Origin of the sequence: Bradyrhizobium sp. SPXBL-02, from assembly GCF_051853065.1 — a bacterium.
Lineage (GTDB): Bacteria > Pseudomonadota > Alphaproteobacteria > Rhizobiales > Xanthobacteraceae > Bradyrhizobium.
Genome location: NZ_CP182474.1, coordinates 7,415,623 through 7,430,409, shown reverse-complemented (window position 1 = coordinate 7,430,409; position 14,787 = coordinate 7,415,623). Strand labels below are relative to the sequence as shown.

The following is a 14,787-nucleotide window of genomic DNA, read 5'->3' as shown; positions in this document are numbered from 1 at the left end:
ACCCACCCTCAGGAAAGCTGATGCCAGGGCAAGATAACTCAGTTTGCGCGAGAGGGGCAAGCAAGGCACGTTCCTCTTCGCCTCTCCCCGCTTGCGGGGAGAGGCCGACGCGCGAAGCGCGGCGGGTGAGGGGACTCTCCGCGAATCCGACTGTTACAGTGATCGCGGATATAGCCCCTCACCCCACCCTCTCCCCGTAAGAACGGGGAGAGGGAGCAGACAGCCTTGCGTCCCTTGCTCGCTACCCCGGAGACCCTCGTGACGCCCATCATGATCGCTGCCCTCGGATTGCTGATGGTGGCCACCGCGTTCCTGTCGGGGCTGTTCGGCATGGCAGGCGGGCTGATCCTGATCGGCGTGCTGCTGGCCTTGATGCCGCTGCCGACCGCGATGGTGCTGCATGCGATCACGCAGATGGCCTCGAACGGCTGGCGGGCGTTCCTGTGGCGGGCGCATATCCGCTGGCGGCCGGTTGCGAACTACATGGTCGGCGCGACCGTGGCGCTCGCCGCCTGGTCGCTGACCCGCTACGTGCCGGACAAGCCGACGGCGCTGCTGCTGCTCGGCGCCACGCCGTTCATGGCGCGGCTCCTGCCCGCGAACATCAAGCCGGATCCTGACAGGCTCTGGCAGGGCACGGTCTATGGCACGATCTGCATGGGCCTGATGCTGATGACCGGCGTCTCCGGCCCGCTGCTCGACACCTTCTTCCTCGGCGGCGATTTCGGCCGGCGCGAGAAGGTGGCGACGAAAGCGATGTGCCAGCTCATCAGCCATTTCACCAAGCTGATTTATTTCGGCGGCATCATCGATCAGGCCGCGAGCCTCGATCCCGTGCTCGCTGCGGTCGCGATCGCAGCCTCGATGCTCGGCACCACGCTGGCGCGGCGCATCCTCGAAGCCATGACCGACCAGCAGTTCATCGCCTGGTCGAACAAGCTGATCACCACCATCGCCTGCTACTACATCGCCTATGGCGGCTGGCTGTTGCTGCGTGCGCCGGTTCTGGCCGCCTTCGACAAGGGAGGTTTGCAATGAGCGAGACGGCCGATCCGCTGGTGCTGGACTTCGTCGAATGGGTGGCGCGCGAGCCGCGCGCCTACGCCGAGGTGCTCGCGACCTGGAAGACCTCGTGCCCGCGCCTCACCATCTGGGAAGACGCCGCCGAGCGCGGCTACGTCGCGCGCGAGACGATTGCAGGTCTCGGGCTGGTGATCGCGGTGACGGAAGGCGGCGAGAGGCTGTTGCGCGCCAACGGGCGGTGAGACCCACTTCTGCCTCCACAAACGTCATTGCGAGCGCCAGCGAAGCAATCCAGAATGTTTCTGCGGCGGCAGTCTGGATTGCTTCGCTGCGCTCGCAATGACGGAGCACCAGCCAATGTCGCTCAAGCTCTACGAACTCGTCGGCACCGATCCCACGCGCCCCTTCAGCCCGTATTGCTGGCGCACGCGGATGGCGCTGGCGCACAAGGGCCTTGCGGCGGAGACGCTGCCCTGGCGCTTCACCGAGAAGAGCGCCATCGCGCCGCACGGCTCGGAGAGGGTCCCGGTGCTGCTGCATCTCGACAAGCCGGTGGTCGATTCCTGGACCATCGCGAACTATCTCGAGGACAATTTTCCGGATCGCCCGTCGCTGTTCGGCGGCGAGGGCGGCCGCGCCATGGCGCGCATGATCAATGCGTGGGGCGACATCGCGATCGTCGGCGGTCTCTCTCCGCTTGTTATCGCCGACATCCCGAAGAATCTGAATGAGGTCGATGCCGCCTATTTCCGCAAGTCGCGCGAGGCGCGGTTCGGCAAGGGCCTGGAAGAGGTCCAGGCGAGCCGCGACACCGGCATCGTCGCGTTCCGCAAATCGCTGGAGATCATGCGGCAGACCTTCAAGACGCAGCCCTTCATCGGCGGGAATGCGCCGAACTACGCCGACTACATCGTGTTCGGCGGATTCCAATGGGCGCGCGTGGTCAGCCCGTTCAAGCTGCTCGACGCGGATGATCCGGTCTATGCCTGGCGCGAAAAGCTGCTGGATGCGTTCGACGGCATGGCGCGCAAGTCGCCGGGATTTGCGGTGTAACGCACGTAGTTTCGTAGGATGGGCAAAGGCGCAAAGCGCCGTGCCCACCATCTCTCGCGATCGCCAAGAATGCGTGGGCACGCTTCGCTTTGCTCACCCTACGAGACTGCCTCCGCCGCCGCTTTCCTTAAACACTCCCGGCACAGGCAGTCCGCGCCCTCGATCGGCATCGGCAGCCGCGCCGTCTCTTCCGCGCACCAGCAATTGCCCGAGAGATCGCAGCCGAATTCGCTGCCGCAGCGGGAACACGTGAGACGGCGCGCAAGTGCCGGCGCTGACGGCATTTCTTTCGGATTTGTCATGATTTACGTCGAAGCTTCGCCGTCATTTTCATGTCGGGTTCATCTGTCGCTGCGGTATATTACGCGCCGCCCGCGTCGCAGGAAAGCACCTCCCAACGCGCGAAGGACAGATCATCGATGGCCCGCGATTCGCAAGCCGCCCTCATCGCGCTCAACCGCTTCGGCTTCGGCGCCCGCGGCGGTGCATCGGGCGATCTCATCAACGCAAGCTCCGACCCGCGCGGCTTCGTGAAGGCGGACCTTTCGCGTCCCAATGGCATGCTGCTGGAAGCGCCGGGCCTGCAATCGACGCCGCAGCTCGGGCAGGCCGTGTTTGCCTATCAGGACGAGATCAAGCAGGCGCGTGAGGCGGCGAAGGCCGCCGCGCCCGTCGAGACGCCGGCACAAGCGCCTGCCGATCAGAAGCCACCCTTGCGCCGCAATCTCTCGCTGAATGCAGCGGCAGAGATCACCGGCCAAATGGCCGATGCAAAGCCCGCCGACAGCGCACCGAAGCCGGAGGCCATGCAGCCGAGCGCGGCCGCGCCGCAGCCCGCCGCCAAGCCTGCGCCGCAACCGCTCAACGTGATCCAGAAAACCTTTCGCGCCGAGGCGCTGGCGCGGTTGCAGCGCGCCACGCTCGTCGAGTGCGGCTTCACCGAGCGCCTCGTCGCGTTCTGGTCCAATCATTTCTGCATCTCCGCCAGCAAGGGCGAGCTGGCGCGGATCTGGGCCGGCGCGTTCGAGCGCGAGGCGATCCGGCCGCACGTGCTCGGGCGCTTCGCCGACATGCTGAGGGCGGTCGAGCAGCATCCGGCGATGCTGTTCTTCCTCGACAACCAGCAGTCGCTTGGACCTGACTCGCGCGCCGGGCAAAACCGCAAGCGCGGGCTGAACGAAAATCTCGCCCGCGAGATCATGGAGCTGCATACGCTCGGCGTCGGCGGCGGCTACACGCAAGGCGACGTCACCTCGCTCGCGCGCATCATCACCGGCTGGACCTTTGCCGGCAGGCAGGGGCAGCTCGGAATCCCCGGCTCCTTCGTCTTCAACGTCAATGCGCATCAGCCCGGGCCGCAGATCCTGCTCGGCAAGACCTACGACCAGGCGGGCCTCGCACAGGGCGAAGCCGCGCTCGCCGATCTCGCGCGGCATCCCTCGACCGCGAGTTTCATCGCCACCAAGTTCGTCCGTCACTTCGTCGCCGACGATCCGCCGCCGGCGCTCGTTGCGCGCCTGCGCGACGTCTTCGTCAAGACCGACGGCGATCTCAAGGCGCTGGCGACGGCGCTGGTCGATTCCGATCAAGCATGGAAGGCGCCGCTCACCAAGATGCGCTCGCCATACGATTTCCTGGTTGCGAGCGGCCGGCTGCTGGCGCGCGTGCCGGAGGATCCCGGCGCCTATCTGAACAACCTCAATCTGCTCGGCCAGCCGCTGTGGTCGCCGCCGGGCCCCAACGGCTTTCCAGATACCAATGCCGCCTGGGCTGCGCCTGAAGGCATCAAGCTCAGGCTCGACATCGCGGCGCAGATCGGTGCGCGGCTCGGCAACAACATCGATCCGCTCGATCTCCTGGAGTTTGGCGCCGCCGATGCCGCCTCGGCCGAGACGCGGCGGACCATCGAGCGTGCGGAGTCGCGGCAGCAGGCGCTAGCGCTGCTGTTGATGTCGCCGGAAATGCAGAGGAGATGATGATGACCGACTGCGTCGAGAACCGGCTCCTCACGTCCCGCCGTGGTCTGCTGCTCGGCGGCGCCTCGTTTGCAGCCTGGGCCTACTTGCCGAAATTCGCCCGCGCGGCCGACGGGCGCGATCCGCGGTTGGTCGTGGTGATCTTGCGCGGCGCGCTGGACGGGCTCTCGACCGTCGCGCCGATCGGCGACCCCGATTATGCCGGCCTGCACGGATCGATTGCGCTTGCGGCCGATGGTGCGCATCCCGCGATCATGCTGGACTCGTTCTTCGGCCTGCATCCGGCGATGCCGGAATTCGCGCGCATGTATCGCGACAAGCACGCGGCGGTGATCCATGCGATCGCGACACCCTATCGCGACCGCTCGCATTTCGACGGCCAGGACGTGCTCGAAAGCGGCTATGCCGGCCCGGGCCGCGTGCAGTCCGGCTGGCTCAATCGCGCGCTCGAAGCGCTGCCGCGCGGCGAGCGCGTATCGAGCGGGCTTGCGGTCGGTCCCACTACGCCGCTGGTGCTGCGCGGCAGCGCGCCGACCGTGGGCTGGGCGCCGGTCGCGCTGCCGCAGGCCGATGACGACACCGCGATGCGCCTCGTCGAGCTCTACCGTCACCGCGATCCCGCCTTGGCCTCCGCGTTGTCGCAAGGCCTCCAGCTCGACAAGGCGGCGAGCGGCGACGACATGAAAGCGACACGCGGCAACGCCGTCACGCAGATGCGGCAGGTCGCGCGCGTCGCTGCAAAGCTGATGGCGGCCGATGATGGCCCGCGCATCGCCGCGCTCGCCTTCGACGGCTGGGACACGCATGCCAATGAAGGCGGCCCTGTGGGGCGTCTCGCCTTCCTGCTCGGCGGTCTCGACGGCGCGCTCGCCGAGTTCGAGAGCGGCCTCGGGAATCGCTGGCGCGACACTGTCGTGGTCGTCGCCACCGAGTTCGGCCGCACCGCGCGCATCAACGGCACCGAGGGCACCGATCACGGCACCGGCACGATCGCCTTGCTCGCCGGCGGCGCGGTGAAAGGCGGCCGCGTCATTTCGGACTGGCCGGGCCTCAAGCTCGCAAGCCTGTATGAGAGCCGCGACCTCAAGCCGACGACGGATCTGCGCTCGGTGATCAAAGGCGTGCTGCAGGACCAGTTCGGCCTGTCCGATCGCGTGCTGGCAGAGACGGTGTTCCCCGACAGCCCAAGCGCAAGGCCGATGAAGGGATTGGTGGTCTGACTTAAACCTCTCCCCGCACTTCTGCGGGGAGAGGTCGGATTGCGCAGCAATCCGGGTGAGGGGCAAGGCAATGCGTGGCCACAATGAAAAGTCTATCCGACTCGCGCGACAGCTGCGCGTCAATCAAACAGGCGCGGAGACGGTCCTCTGGAATCGCATCCGCAGTCGGAGGATCGATGGACACAAATTCGTCAGACAGGAACCAATTATCGGCTACATCTGCGACTTCGTATGCCGCGAGAAGCGACTCGTGGTTGAAGTCGATGGCGGGCAGCACAATGAATCTGCAGCAGATGCAATCCGCGATGAGCGCCTGAGAGAAAAGGGGTACAAGGTGCTTCGTTTCTGGAACAACGATGTCCTTGGCAACATTGAGGGCGTTCTGACTATAATTCAAACCGAACTCGCGGAGGCAGCCCCTCACCCCACCCTCTCCCCGTAAGAACGGGGAGAGGGAGCGAGAGAGCATCGCATCCCTGACGATCGCGCCTAGAGGAGACACCACCCCATGTACATCGCCATGAACCGCTTCCGCGTCGCCAAGGGCTCCGAGTCTGCCTTCGAGCAGGTCTGGCTCACGCGCGACACCCATCTCGACAAGGTGCCGGGCTTCGTCGAATTTCACCTGCTGCGCGGGCCGGAAGCCGAGGACCACACGCTGTACGCCTCGCACACCGTATGGGCGAATTATGCGGCGTTCGAGGCCTGGACCAAGTCGGAGGCGTTTCGCGCCGCGCATCATAGGGCGGGCGACAACAAGCCGCTTTATCTCGGTCATCCCCAGCTCGAGGGTTTCGAGGTGATGCAGACGGTGGGGCGCGGCGCGAAATAACGCCGCGCCGCAAAGGTCGGTCGTCGCAAAATCAACCCAGCGTGATCCTGTCGATCTCCGCCGTCTCCTCCGCGCTGAGCTTCCAGGCGATCGCCTTGACGTTCTCCTCGATCTGCTCGACGCGGGTCGCGCCCGCGATCACGCTCGAGACCTGCGGGCGCGCAGCGAGCCAGGAGAAGGCGAGCTCCAGCATCGAATGGCCGCGTGCCTTGGCGAAGGCGGCGAGCTTCTCGACGATGTCCTCGTTGCGCGGTGTGACGTAGCGATCGCGCAGCCGCGGCACCTTGCCGAAACGGGTGTCCGCAGGCGCGGCCTCGCCCTTCCGGTATTTGCCGGTCAACAGGCCGCTCGCGAGCGGGAAGAACGGCAACAGGCCGAGCTCGTATTCCGTCGCGGCCGGCAGCAGGTCCTTCTCGATGTCGCGCACCAGCAGGGAATATTCGTCCTGACAGGAGACGAAGCGGCTGACATTCATCGCACGCGCGACGTATTCGGCTTCCGCGATCCGCCAGGCCGGAAAGTTCGAGTTGCCGATGTAGCGGACCTTGCCTTGGCGCACGAGATCGTCGAGCGCGCGCAGGCTCTCCTCGATCGGCGTCAGCGGGTCGTAATCGTGCTGCTGATAGAGGTCGATGTAATCGGTGTTCAGCCTTTTCAGGCTCGCCTCCACGGCCTCCATGATGTAGCGGCGCGAGGCGCCCTGCTTGGTGCCGTCCTCGGCCATTGGCTTGGCGTATTTCGTCGCCAGCACGATATCCTTGCGGCTATCGCCGAGCACGGTGCCGAGCACGGTCTCCGAGCCGCCCATGTTCGAATAGATGTCGGCGGTGTCGAATAGCGTGATGCCGAGGTCGAGCGCGCGATGGATCACCTTGCGCGAGGTCTCGAGGTCGGTGCGTTGGCCGAAATTGTTGCAGCCGAGCCCGACCGCGGACACGCGAAGGCCGGAGGCGCCGAGATTGCGAATTTCCATGAAAGATCCTGTCGGAGATGAGCGGCGGATATTCTGACCACCACGCGCCGCAGCAGCAAGCGGGCGGCCGCGCTGCTGCCATGCCGGCAGCGCGGACAAAAAAATGCGGCCCCTGTCAGACGCGGCGACTGACGGGGACCGCTTGGGGCGCATGATCGGTGACGGGGGCCTGACCAGACGCAGGGGCAGCCTAGTCTTGCTATGTTACGCGCGGGTGACAGGCGGAGTTATCCACAGGCCCCCGGGGCTCAGAAGATCTTGCGATAGACGATGAAGCCGGAGCGCTCGGCGACCTTGTCGTACAGGCGCTGCGCCGTGAGATTGGTCTCGTGCGTCTGCCAGTAGACACGCGGCGATCCCGCCAGCTTCGCGCGCTCGTAGACGCCATGGATCAGCGCCGAGCCGACGCCCTTGCCGCGCGCGGCCTCGGACGTGAACAGGTCCTGCAAATAGCAGGACGGCTCGATCGCGGTGGTGCTGCGATGGAACAGATAATGCGTCAGGCCGAGCAGGCGGCCGTTGTCCTCGGCGACCAGCCCATGCATCGGCTCATAGGCATCAAAGAAGCGCTGCCACGTCATCCGCGTGATCTCGGGCGCGAGCGCGGTCGGACCGGAGCGGCCGTAAAAGGCGTTGTAGCCGTCCCACAGCGGCAGCCATTGATCGTAGTCCTGCCTGGTGACGGCGCGAATGATGAGCGACATGTGAATTTCCGCGATCTCGGGGGTGCGCGACGAAGGGATGTCCTTCATACGTGATGATCGTATTGCCGATCAATCGCACACTCGCCTCATTCCGCAGCGCGCAAGTACCGGATCAGCTTGCGGCCGGTCGGATCGCGCAGCGAGCGGTAGTAGTCGGCACTTGCCGGCGCATCGCTGTGGCGAACGAGGTCGGTCACGGGCGTGTAGCTCAGCATCCGCCCGCCGTCGGGCAGTGCGGTGCAGACGAAGCGCAGCACCTCGCCGTTGCGCAGCTTGATGTTGATCGGCGGCGCATCGCCGACCCGCACCATCTCCATGCGCTGCGCGATGAAGGTGCCGAGCTCGTCCTCGGGCAGCTCGAACGCGCCGGTGTCGCGGCCGTGATACATCAGCGCGATGAAGGGCGGCTTGGCGTCGGCGATCTCGTCCGGCACCGCAAAATAATCGCGGAACGCGCGGTTGATGAATTCGGCCCGGGTCTCGGCATCGAGCAGCACGATGCCGATATCGACCTTGTCGAGCGCGGCCGACAGCCGCGCGGCAGTGGCGTGGCTGCGGCGCTCGGCGGCGAAGCTGCCGAGCAGCCGCTCGCGCATCAGCCCGGTGATGCCGGCGGTGCCGAAAGCCGTGACGGCCAGGAGGCCGAGCGGCACCAGATCGGCGGCACCATGGCCGGAAACGCCGTGGCGATGGAGGAAGAACAGTGCCGCGCCGATCACCGCGACAATCGCGGTCGTCACGGCGGAGGCGAGTCCTGCGAGCGCGCCGGCGAGGGCCACGATGCCGACGAACAGCGGGGCGGGCGAGGGCGCGGGGACGAGGCGATCGAGCAGCAGCGCCGGCAGCAGGGCCGCTGCCGTCAGCGCCGGACCGGAGATCGCACGCCATCCGAACCGCATGGACCTGTCTCGCTCCTCCCGAACGAGGTAAGGCCGCAACACTGGCTGATCGTTGCGTGACCGCGCTGCGATTTCATGCGGCGTGCTTAAGATGCGCTTGTGCGCAAGCGTAAGGCTTTCGGAAGATTTTAGACCATCTGCGCGTGCTTGACGCGCTGCTGCAGCGTCGGCGCGTTCAGCGTCGACGTGCCTGCGCCCTTGCGCGTGCCGACGATGATCAGCAGCGAGGCCGCGACCAGGATGGCCGCAGTCAGGGTGATTGCAACGACTACCACAGGTGATTTCATCGACGTCCTGTCGCGATGCCGGTCGGCGCGGGCCGCACGGCGCCCTGAAGGCTGGTCCAGGATGAAACGGGAATCAGACCGGCAGGCCCATCGCCATGGTCGCCTTGGTCGACAGCACCGTGAGGGTGACGATCAGGCACAGCGAGAGCGCGGCGACGGCGAGAGAGGCCGCGACCGCATGGGTGAGCCGGGAAGACGCGACGGTAGCGGATGGGCTCTGAAAGCCCGCCGTGCCGGACGCCCGCATCATGGTCTAAATCCTTCAACACGCGAGCGAATCACCCGCGACTTTCCAGAATTTCCCAGTTTCAACCGGCAATATTGCGGCGGCGCCCGCGCCGAAAGTGGCGGGATTGCGGCAAAGACGGCCGTTATGCCCGCTATTCGCCGCAGCGGGCGCGCCGTCAGGCGCTCGCGGCGATGCTGGCGGGGTCGTCGATGTCGGCCGGGCGCCAGTCCATCGTCACGAAGCCGGGCGTGGCTTCGACGCGTTTCAGCCAGTCCCGGATCGCCGGGAAGGCCTGGAGGTCGAAGTCGCAGCGTTCGGCGAGGTGGGTGTAGCCGTACAACGCGATGTCCGCGACCGTGAGCTGGCGCGCGGCGAAATAGGGGGTGGTCTTGAGGTGGTTCTCCATCACCTGGAGCGCGCCGTAGCCGCGCTCCATCCAGTCCTCCAGCGAATGGGTCTGCAGGTCGCGACCACCCTTGACCAGCGACAGCCAGAAATAGGCCGCGCCGATATTCGGCTCGAGCGCGTGCTGCTCGAAGAACATCCATTGCAGCGCCTCGGCGCGGTCGATGCGGTTCTCCGGCGCGAGCGGTGTGCCGACGGCAACGTACCAGAGGATGGCATTGGATTCGGCGAGATAGCGGTCCTCGCCGACCTCGAGCAGCGGCACCTGGCCCGACGGGTTCTTGGACAGGAAATCCGGCGTGCGGCTCTCGCCGCGCAGAATGTCCACCTCCACAGCTTCGTAAGGCAGGTTGAGCAGCGCCAGCGCAAGGCGGACCTTGTAGCTGTTGCCCGAGCGTTGCATCGAATAGAGCTTGTACATTCTGGCGTTCGAATCCGAGGACGAGAAGACGCGGCGCTCGTTGCCCCGCGAGGCGGTTAAACAATGATGCCGATGCGAATCCGCCGCAAGAGCCGGCCGATAGAAAAACTCGAAAACCCTACCGCATTGCGATGCCTGGGAAGATCATTTCCGCGACGATGCAATTTAGTTCACGCTTGCGTCAACGCGGAGCGGGGCGCGTCGGATAGTCGTTAAGTCGGGGGACGATCGCGCACGCTCCCGCGTCGTCATGCCCGGGCTTGTCCCGGGCATCCACGTTCTTCGTGCTGCGCGGCCAGACGTGGATGGCCGGGACAAGCCCGGCCATGACGGAGAAGAACCTGACTCGCAACACGCAGAATTGCTCCGAGGACACGCTTTGCCGGATATGAGCAATTCCGGAGGCAAAGTTGTGCAAAATTGCGGGAAATCGCGGCTTGAACCGCTCCAAATCGTAAACTTTTCCGGGATCGGGCCGAAGTTTCTTGCGGCGCAGCGGCACACGTTTTAGGGTGGCTCATTCCCACAATCAGAGTCGTGAGGCGAAGGGCTTCACGACGCTCGCCAGGAGATGATGATGTCCTTCCTTGCCGCTGCGCTCGACCGTGTGAAGCCGTCCGCGACCATCGCGGTCACGGATAAAGCACGTGCGCTGAAAGCGGCGGGCCGCAACGTCATCGGCCTCGGAGCCGGCGAGCCCGACTTCGACACGCCCGCCAACATCAAGCTGGCGGCGATCCGCGCCATCGAGGCCGGCAAGACCAAGTACACCGCGGTCGACGGCATCCCCGAGCTGAAGGAAGCCATCATCGCGAAGTTTCAGCGCGAGAACGGCGTCGCCTACAAGCCGAACCAGATCATCGTCGGCACCGGCGGCAAGCAGGTGCTCTACAACGCGTTGATGGCGACCATCAATCCGGGCGACGAGGTGATCATTCCCGCGCCCTATTGGGTCAGCTATCCCGAGATGGTTGCGCTCGCGGGCGGTGAGCCGGTGCCGGTGGTCTGCACCGCCGCGACCGGCTTCAAGCTCCAGGCCGAGGCGCTCGAGCGCGCGATCACGCCGAAGACCAAATGGGTCATCCTGTGCTCGCCGTCGAACCCGACCGGAGCTGCCTACACGCGCTCGGAGCTGAAAGCGCTCACCGACGTGCTGATGAAGCATCCCCACGTCTGGGTGATGACCGACGACATGTACGAGCATCTCGTCTATGACGACTTCCAGTTCACCACCGTCGCGCAGGTCGAGCCCGGTCTCTACGACCGCACGCTCACGGTGAACGGCGTCTCCAAGGCCTATTGCATGACCGGCTGGCGTATCGGCTATGCCGGCGGCCCGGCGCAGCTCATCAAGGCGATGTCGACGATCCAGTCACAATCGACCTCGAACCCGTCGTCGATCGCGCAATGGGCTGCGGTGGAAGCGCTGAACGGGCCGCAGGACTTTATCCCCGCCAACAACAAGGTGTTCAAGGAGCGCCGTGACCTCGTCGTCTCCATGCTCAATCAGGCCAAGGGCATCGAGTGTCCGCGCCCCGAGGGCGCCTTCTATGTCTACCCGTCCTGCGCCGGCACGATCGGCAAGACCGCGCCGTCGGGCAAGGTGATCGACAATGACGAGACGTTCGTCACCGAGCTCCTGGAGACCGAAGGCGTCGCCGTGGTGCAAGGGTCGGCCTTCGGCCTTGGACCGGCGTTCCGCATCTCTTACGCGACCAAGACCTCGGACCTCGAAGACGCCTGCAAGCGCATCCAGCGCTTCTGTGGCAATCTTCGGTAAGACTGTCGCGATGGTGCAGGTTGGAAAGGGCCCGCTTCATGCGGGCCTTTTTTGTTCTGGCATGTGAAGATTTGCTTTGGGCTAAAGGCGCACCTCCATCCCCGTCATTGCGAGCGCAGCGAAGCAATCCAGAATCCCTCCGCGGAAACAGTCTGGATTGCTTCGCTACGCTCGCAATGACGGAGGATCTGGCACCATTGCCGCTCTTGTGGCATAGACCACCGCGCAACACGGGTGGGGCGCTCTCTCTGCTCGCATCACATCATCGCCGGAGATATTCATGCGCCGTTCGTTCCTCTTCGCCGGACTCACCGCTGCCGGCCTCATTGCTTCCGTCGTGAGCACTGGTGCGCAGCAGCGGATGGCGCGGGTCGGCGTGCTCGAATGCCGCGGCGGCGCCAGCGTCGGCTTCATCGTGGGGTCGGTGACCCATCTCGGCTGCGTGCTGCGCGCCGACGGCTTGCCTGACGATCGATACGTCGCGACCATCCGCAAGGTCGGTCTCGACATCGGCATCACCCAGGAGACGGCTTTGGCCTGGGGCGTGTTCGCACCGGTCGACCGGCTCGGCCCCGGCGACCTCGCCGGCAATTACGCCGGCGCGCAGGGCAGCGCCTCGATCGGCGTCGGCCTCGGCGGCAACGTGCTGGTCGGCGGCTCCAACAATTCGATCGCGCTCCAGCCGCTCAGCGTGCAGGGCCAGGTCGGACTCAATATCGCTGCGGGCCTCGAGAGCCTGGAACTCCGTCCGGGCCGTTAACACTTTTGCGTGTGATCGCGCCGCGCGAAGCGGCGCGATTTTACGGACGACGCACCGCAGCGACGTTTGTTGCTTGCCAAATCTCGGGGAGGGGCAGAGCATCGGCGTTTGCCGACCCAATCATGGGCCGAGCTCCACAAGAAGGAGGCGGCGAATGGGACAAGACGTCAGAAGTCCCCGAGGTCCACGGTGCATCGCGCTGGTGGGCCCTTTCCAAAGCGGTAAAACCACACTTCTGGAAGCAATATTGGCGCGAACGGGCGCAATCCCGCGCGCCGGCAGCGTGGACGCCGGAACGTCCGTCGGCGATGCCACGCCGGAGGCCCGTCATCACAAGATGACCGTCGGCCTCACTGCCGCCACCACGAGTTTCATGGGCGACAGCTACACCTTCCTCGATTGTCCCGGTTCCGTCGAGTTTGCCCACGACATGCGCGCCGCGTTACCTGCGGTCGACGCCGCAATCGTGGTCTGCGAGGCCGACGAGAAGAAGCTGCCGCAGCTTCAGATCATCCTGCGCGAGCTGGAACAGCTGAAGATTCCGCGTTTCCTGTTCCTCAACAAGATCGACCGCGCCAGCGAGCGCATCCGCGAAACCCTCGCGATGCTGCAGCCCGCCTCGCGCGTGCCGCTGGTGCTGCGCCAGATCCCGATCTGGAAGGGCGAGCTGATCGAGGGCTTCGTCGATCTCGCGCTGGAGCGCGCCTTCATCTATCGCGAGCACAAGGCCTCCGAGGTGATCGCGCTCGAAGGCGGCGATCTCGATCGCGAGAAGGAAGCCCGCTTCTCGATGCTGGAGAAGCTCGCCGATCACGACGATGCGCTGATGGAGCAGCTGCTCGAGGACATCCAGCCGCCGCGCGATGCCGTCTTCGACGACCTCGCCCGCGAATTGCGGGAAGGGCTGATTTGCCCGGTGCTGCTTGGCGCGGCCGCGCGCGAGAACGGCGTGTTGCGCCTGATGAAGGCGTTGCGCCACGAGGCGCCCGGCGTTGCGGAGACCGCAAAACGTCTCGGCGTTCCCGAGACCAAGGACGCGCTCGGCTACGTCTTCAAGACGCTGCACTCGCAGCACGGCGGAAAGCTGTCGCTGACGCGGCTGCTCGCCGGCCATCTCGACGACGGCGCCACGCTGCAATCCTCATCCGGCGGCGCAGGGCGCATCTCCGGCATCCTCGCCGTCAACGGCGCCTACGACACCAAGCGCGCCTCGGCCGAAGCCGGCGACACCGTGGCGCTCGCCAAGCTCGATCCGGTCAAGACCGGTGACACGGTTTCGAACGGCAAGACGGCGCCCGCGGCATTGATCACAATCGAGCCGACGCCGCCGGTGCTCGCGATCTCGGTCGCGGCCACCGACCGCAAGGACGACGTCAAGCTCGGCCAGGCGCTGACGCGCCTGCACGAGGAGGATCCCTCGCTCATGATCGTGCAGAACGCCCAGACCCACGACACCGTGCTGTGGGGCCAGGGCGAGATGCACCTGCGTGTCGCCAGCGAGCGCTTGCGCGACCGCTTCGGCGTCAAGGTTACCTCGCATCCGCCCGCGATCGGCTATCAGGAGACCATCCGCAAGCCGATCACGCAGCGCGGCCGTCACAAGAAGCAGTCCGGCGGCCACGGCCAGTTCGGCGATGTCGTGCTCGACATCAAGCCGCTGCCGCGCGGCGACGGCTTCAAGTTCGCCGAGAAGGTGGTGGGCGGCGCGGTGCCGCGCAATTACATCCCGGCGGTTGAGGAGGGCGTCGTCGATGGCTTGACGCGCGGTCCGCTCGGCTTCCCCGTCACCGACGTGCAGGTGACGCTGACCGACGGCTCCTATCACAGCGTCGATAGCTCCGATCTCGCCTTCCGCACGGCGGCGCGGGTCGGGCTCAACGAAGGCCTGCCGCAATGCCAGCCGGTGCTGCTGGAGCCGATCCACATGGTCGAGATCGTCTGCCCGACCGACGCCACCGCCAAGATCAACGCGATCCTGTCGGCGCGGCGCGGCCAGATCCTCGGCTTCGACACCCGCGATGGCTGGACCGGCTGGGACTGTGTCCGCGCCATGATGCCGGAAGCGGAGATCGGCGAGCTGATCGTGGAGCTGCGCTCGGCCACCGCCGGCGCCGGCAGCTTCACGCGCCAGTTCGACCACATGGCCGAAGTCACCGGCCGCGCCGCCGACCAGATCATCGCCGCACATCAGCACGCGGCGTGAGTCCGTCTCGCGCGCAGTGAGG

The 14,787-nt window shown here is 65.8% G+C and carries 17 protein-coding genes; 10 read left to right on the top strand and 7 right to left on the bottom strand.

The window, feature by feature from the left end; genetic code table 11:
• Window positions 1–258 precede the first annotated feature (258 nt).
• The 3 genes from ACNJYD_RS34465 (at window position 259) to ACNJYD_RS34455 (ending at window position 2,076) form a co-directional block, all read left to right on the top strand.
• A complete protein-coding gene (locus tag ACNJYD_RS34465) occupies window positions 259–1,038 on the top strand; it encodes a sulfite exporter TauE/SafE family protein (protein WP_172788733.1) in 780 nt (259 codons plus the stop codon).
• The gene (locus ACNJYD_RS34460; protein ID WP_212259384.1) at window positions 1,035–1,265 is read left to right on the top strand and encodes a hypothetical protein; all 231 of its coding nucleotides are present in this window, start codon (window positions 1,035–1,037) and stop codon (window positions 1,263–1,265) included. Before ACNJYD_RS34465 ends, ACNJYD_RS34460 begins: the two co-directional genes overlap by 4 nt.
• 115 nt (window positions 1,266–1,380) lie before the next feature.
• A complete protein-coding gene (locus ACNJYD_RS34455) occupies window positions 1,381–2,076 on the top strand; it encodes a glutathione S-transferase family protein (protein WP_212259385.1) in 696 nt (231 codons plus the stop codon).
• A gap of 98 nt (window positions 2,077–2,174) precedes the next feature.
• Here ACNJYD_RS34455 and ACNJYD_RS34450 read toward each other — a convergent pair whose 3' ends face one another.
• Window positions 2,175–2,378 (bottom strand): cysteine-rich CWC family protein, encoded by a 204-nt coding sequence (locus ACNJYD_RS34450; RefSeq protein ID WP_246571893.1) that lies wholly within the window; start codon window positions 2,376–2,378, stop codon window positions 2,175–2,177.
• Between the two features lie 117 nt (window positions 2,379–2,495).
• Between ACNJYD_RS34450 and ACNJYD_RS34445 the strand changes: the two genes are divergently transcribed.
• From ACNJYD_RS34445 to ACNJYD_RS34430, 4 genes are all read left to right on the top strand, one after another.
• Window positions 2,496–4,052: a DUF1800 domain-containing protein gene (locus tag ACNJYD_RS34445; protein ID WP_212259386.1), complete on the top strand. Its 1,557-nt coding sequence runs from the start codon at window positions 2,496–2,498 to the stop codon at window positions 4,050–4,052.
• 2 nt (window positions 4,053–4,054) lie between these two features.
• Window positions 4,055–5,272 carry a DUF1501 domain-containing protein gene (locus ACNJYD_RS34440; RefSeq protein ID WP_439364636.1) on the top strand — a complete coding sequence of 406 codons (1,218 nt, stop codon included), beginning with the start codon at window positions 4,055–4,057 and terminating at the stop codon, window positions 5,270–5,272.
• 70 nt (window positions 5,273–5,342) lie between these two features.
• The gene (locus ACNJYD_RS34435) at window positions 5,343–5,714 is read left to right on the top strand and encodes an endonuclease domain-containing protein (RefSeq protein ID WP_439364635.1); all 372 of its coding nucleotides are present in this window, start codon (window positions 5,343–5,345) and stop codon (window positions 5,712–5,714) included.
• Between the two features lie 66 nt (window positions 5,715–5,780).
• The gene (locus ACNJYD_RS34430; protein ID WP_260380961.1) at window positions 5,781–6,104 is read left to right on the top strand and encodes an antibiotic biosynthesis monooxygenase family protein; all 324 of its coding nucleotides are present in this window, start codon (window positions 5,781–5,783) and stop codon (window positions 6,102–6,104) included.
• Window positions 6,105–6,135: 31 nt separating this feature from the next.
• On the opposite strand, the gene ACNJYD_RS34425 is transcribed toward ACNJYD_RS34430, so the two are convergent.
• The 6 genes from ACNJYD_RS34425 to ACNJYD_RS34400 all read right to left on the bottom strand — a co-directional run bounded on the left by ACNJYD_RS34425 (window position 6,136) and on the right by ACNJYD_RS34400 (window position 10,022).
• Window positions 6,136–7,077 (bottom strand): aldo/keto reductase, encoded by a 942-nt coding sequence (locus ACNJYD_RS34425; protein ID WP_439364634.1) that lies wholly within the window; start codon window positions 7,075–7,077, stop codon window positions 6,136–6,138.
• Between the two features lie 248 nt (window positions 7,078–7,325).
• The gene (locus ACNJYD_RS34420; RefSeq protein ID WP_260380959.1) at window positions 7,326–7,781 is read right to left on the bottom strand and encodes a GNAT family N-acetyltransferase; all 456 of its coding nucleotides are present in this window, start codon (window positions 7,779–7,781) and stop codon (window positions 7,326–7,328) included.
• Window positions 7,782–7,867: 86 nt separating this feature from the next.
• On the bottom strand, window positions 7,868–8,680 hold the full coding sequence (locus ACNJYD_RS34415; RefSeq protein WP_439364633.1) for a PAS-domain containing protein: 813 nt from the start codon (window positions 8,678–8,680) through the stop codon (window positions 7,868–7,870).
• Between the two features lie 128 nt (window positions 8,681–8,808).
• Window positions 8,809–8,967 (bottom strand): hypothetical protein, encoded by a 159-nt coding sequence (locus ACNJYD_RS34410; RefSeq protein ID WP_212259390.1) that lies wholly within the window; start codon window positions 8,965–8,967, stop codon window positions 8,809–8,811.
• A 73-nt stretch (window positions 8,968–9,040) separates the two neighbouring features.
• On the bottom strand, window positions 9,041–9,217 hold the full coding sequence (locus ACNJYD_RS34405) for a hypothetical protein (protein WP_162832045.1): 177 nt from the start codon (window positions 9,215–9,217) through the stop codon (window positions 9,041–9,043).
• Window positions 9,218–9,371: 154 nt separating this feature from the next.
• The gene (locus tag ACNJYD_RS34400) at window positions 9,372–10,022 is read right to left on the bottom strand and encodes a glutathione S-transferase family protein (protein ID WP_172788723.1); all 651 of its coding nucleotides are present in this window, start codon (window positions 10,020–10,022) and stop codon (window positions 9,372–9,374) included.
• A 577-nt stretch (window positions 10,023–10,599) separates the two neighbouring features.
• Here ACNJYD_RS34400 and ACNJYD_RS34395 point away from each other — a divergent pair.
• From ACNJYD_RS34395 to ACNJYD_RS34385, 3 genes are all read left to right on the top strand, one after another.
• Entirely contained in the window at window positions 10,600–11,802 is a 1,203-nt protein-coding gene (locus tag ACNJYD_RS34395; RefSeq protein WP_172788722.1) for a pyridoxal phosphate-dependent aminotransferase, read from the top strand.
• A gap of 280 nt (window positions 11,803–12,082) precedes the next feature.
• On the top strand, window positions 12,083–12,562 hold the full coding sequence (locus ACNJYD_RS34390) for a DUF992 domain-containing protein (RefSeq protein ID WP_172788721.1): 480 nt from the start codon (window positions 12,083–12,085) through the stop codon (window positions 12,560–12,562).
• 154 nt (window positions 12,563–12,716) lie between these two features.
• Entirely contained in the window at window positions 12,717–14,765 is a 2,049-nt protein-coding gene (locus ACNJYD_RS34385) for an elongation factor G (protein ID WP_439364632.1), read from the top strand.
• Window positions 14,766–14,787 lie beyond the last annotated feature (22 nt).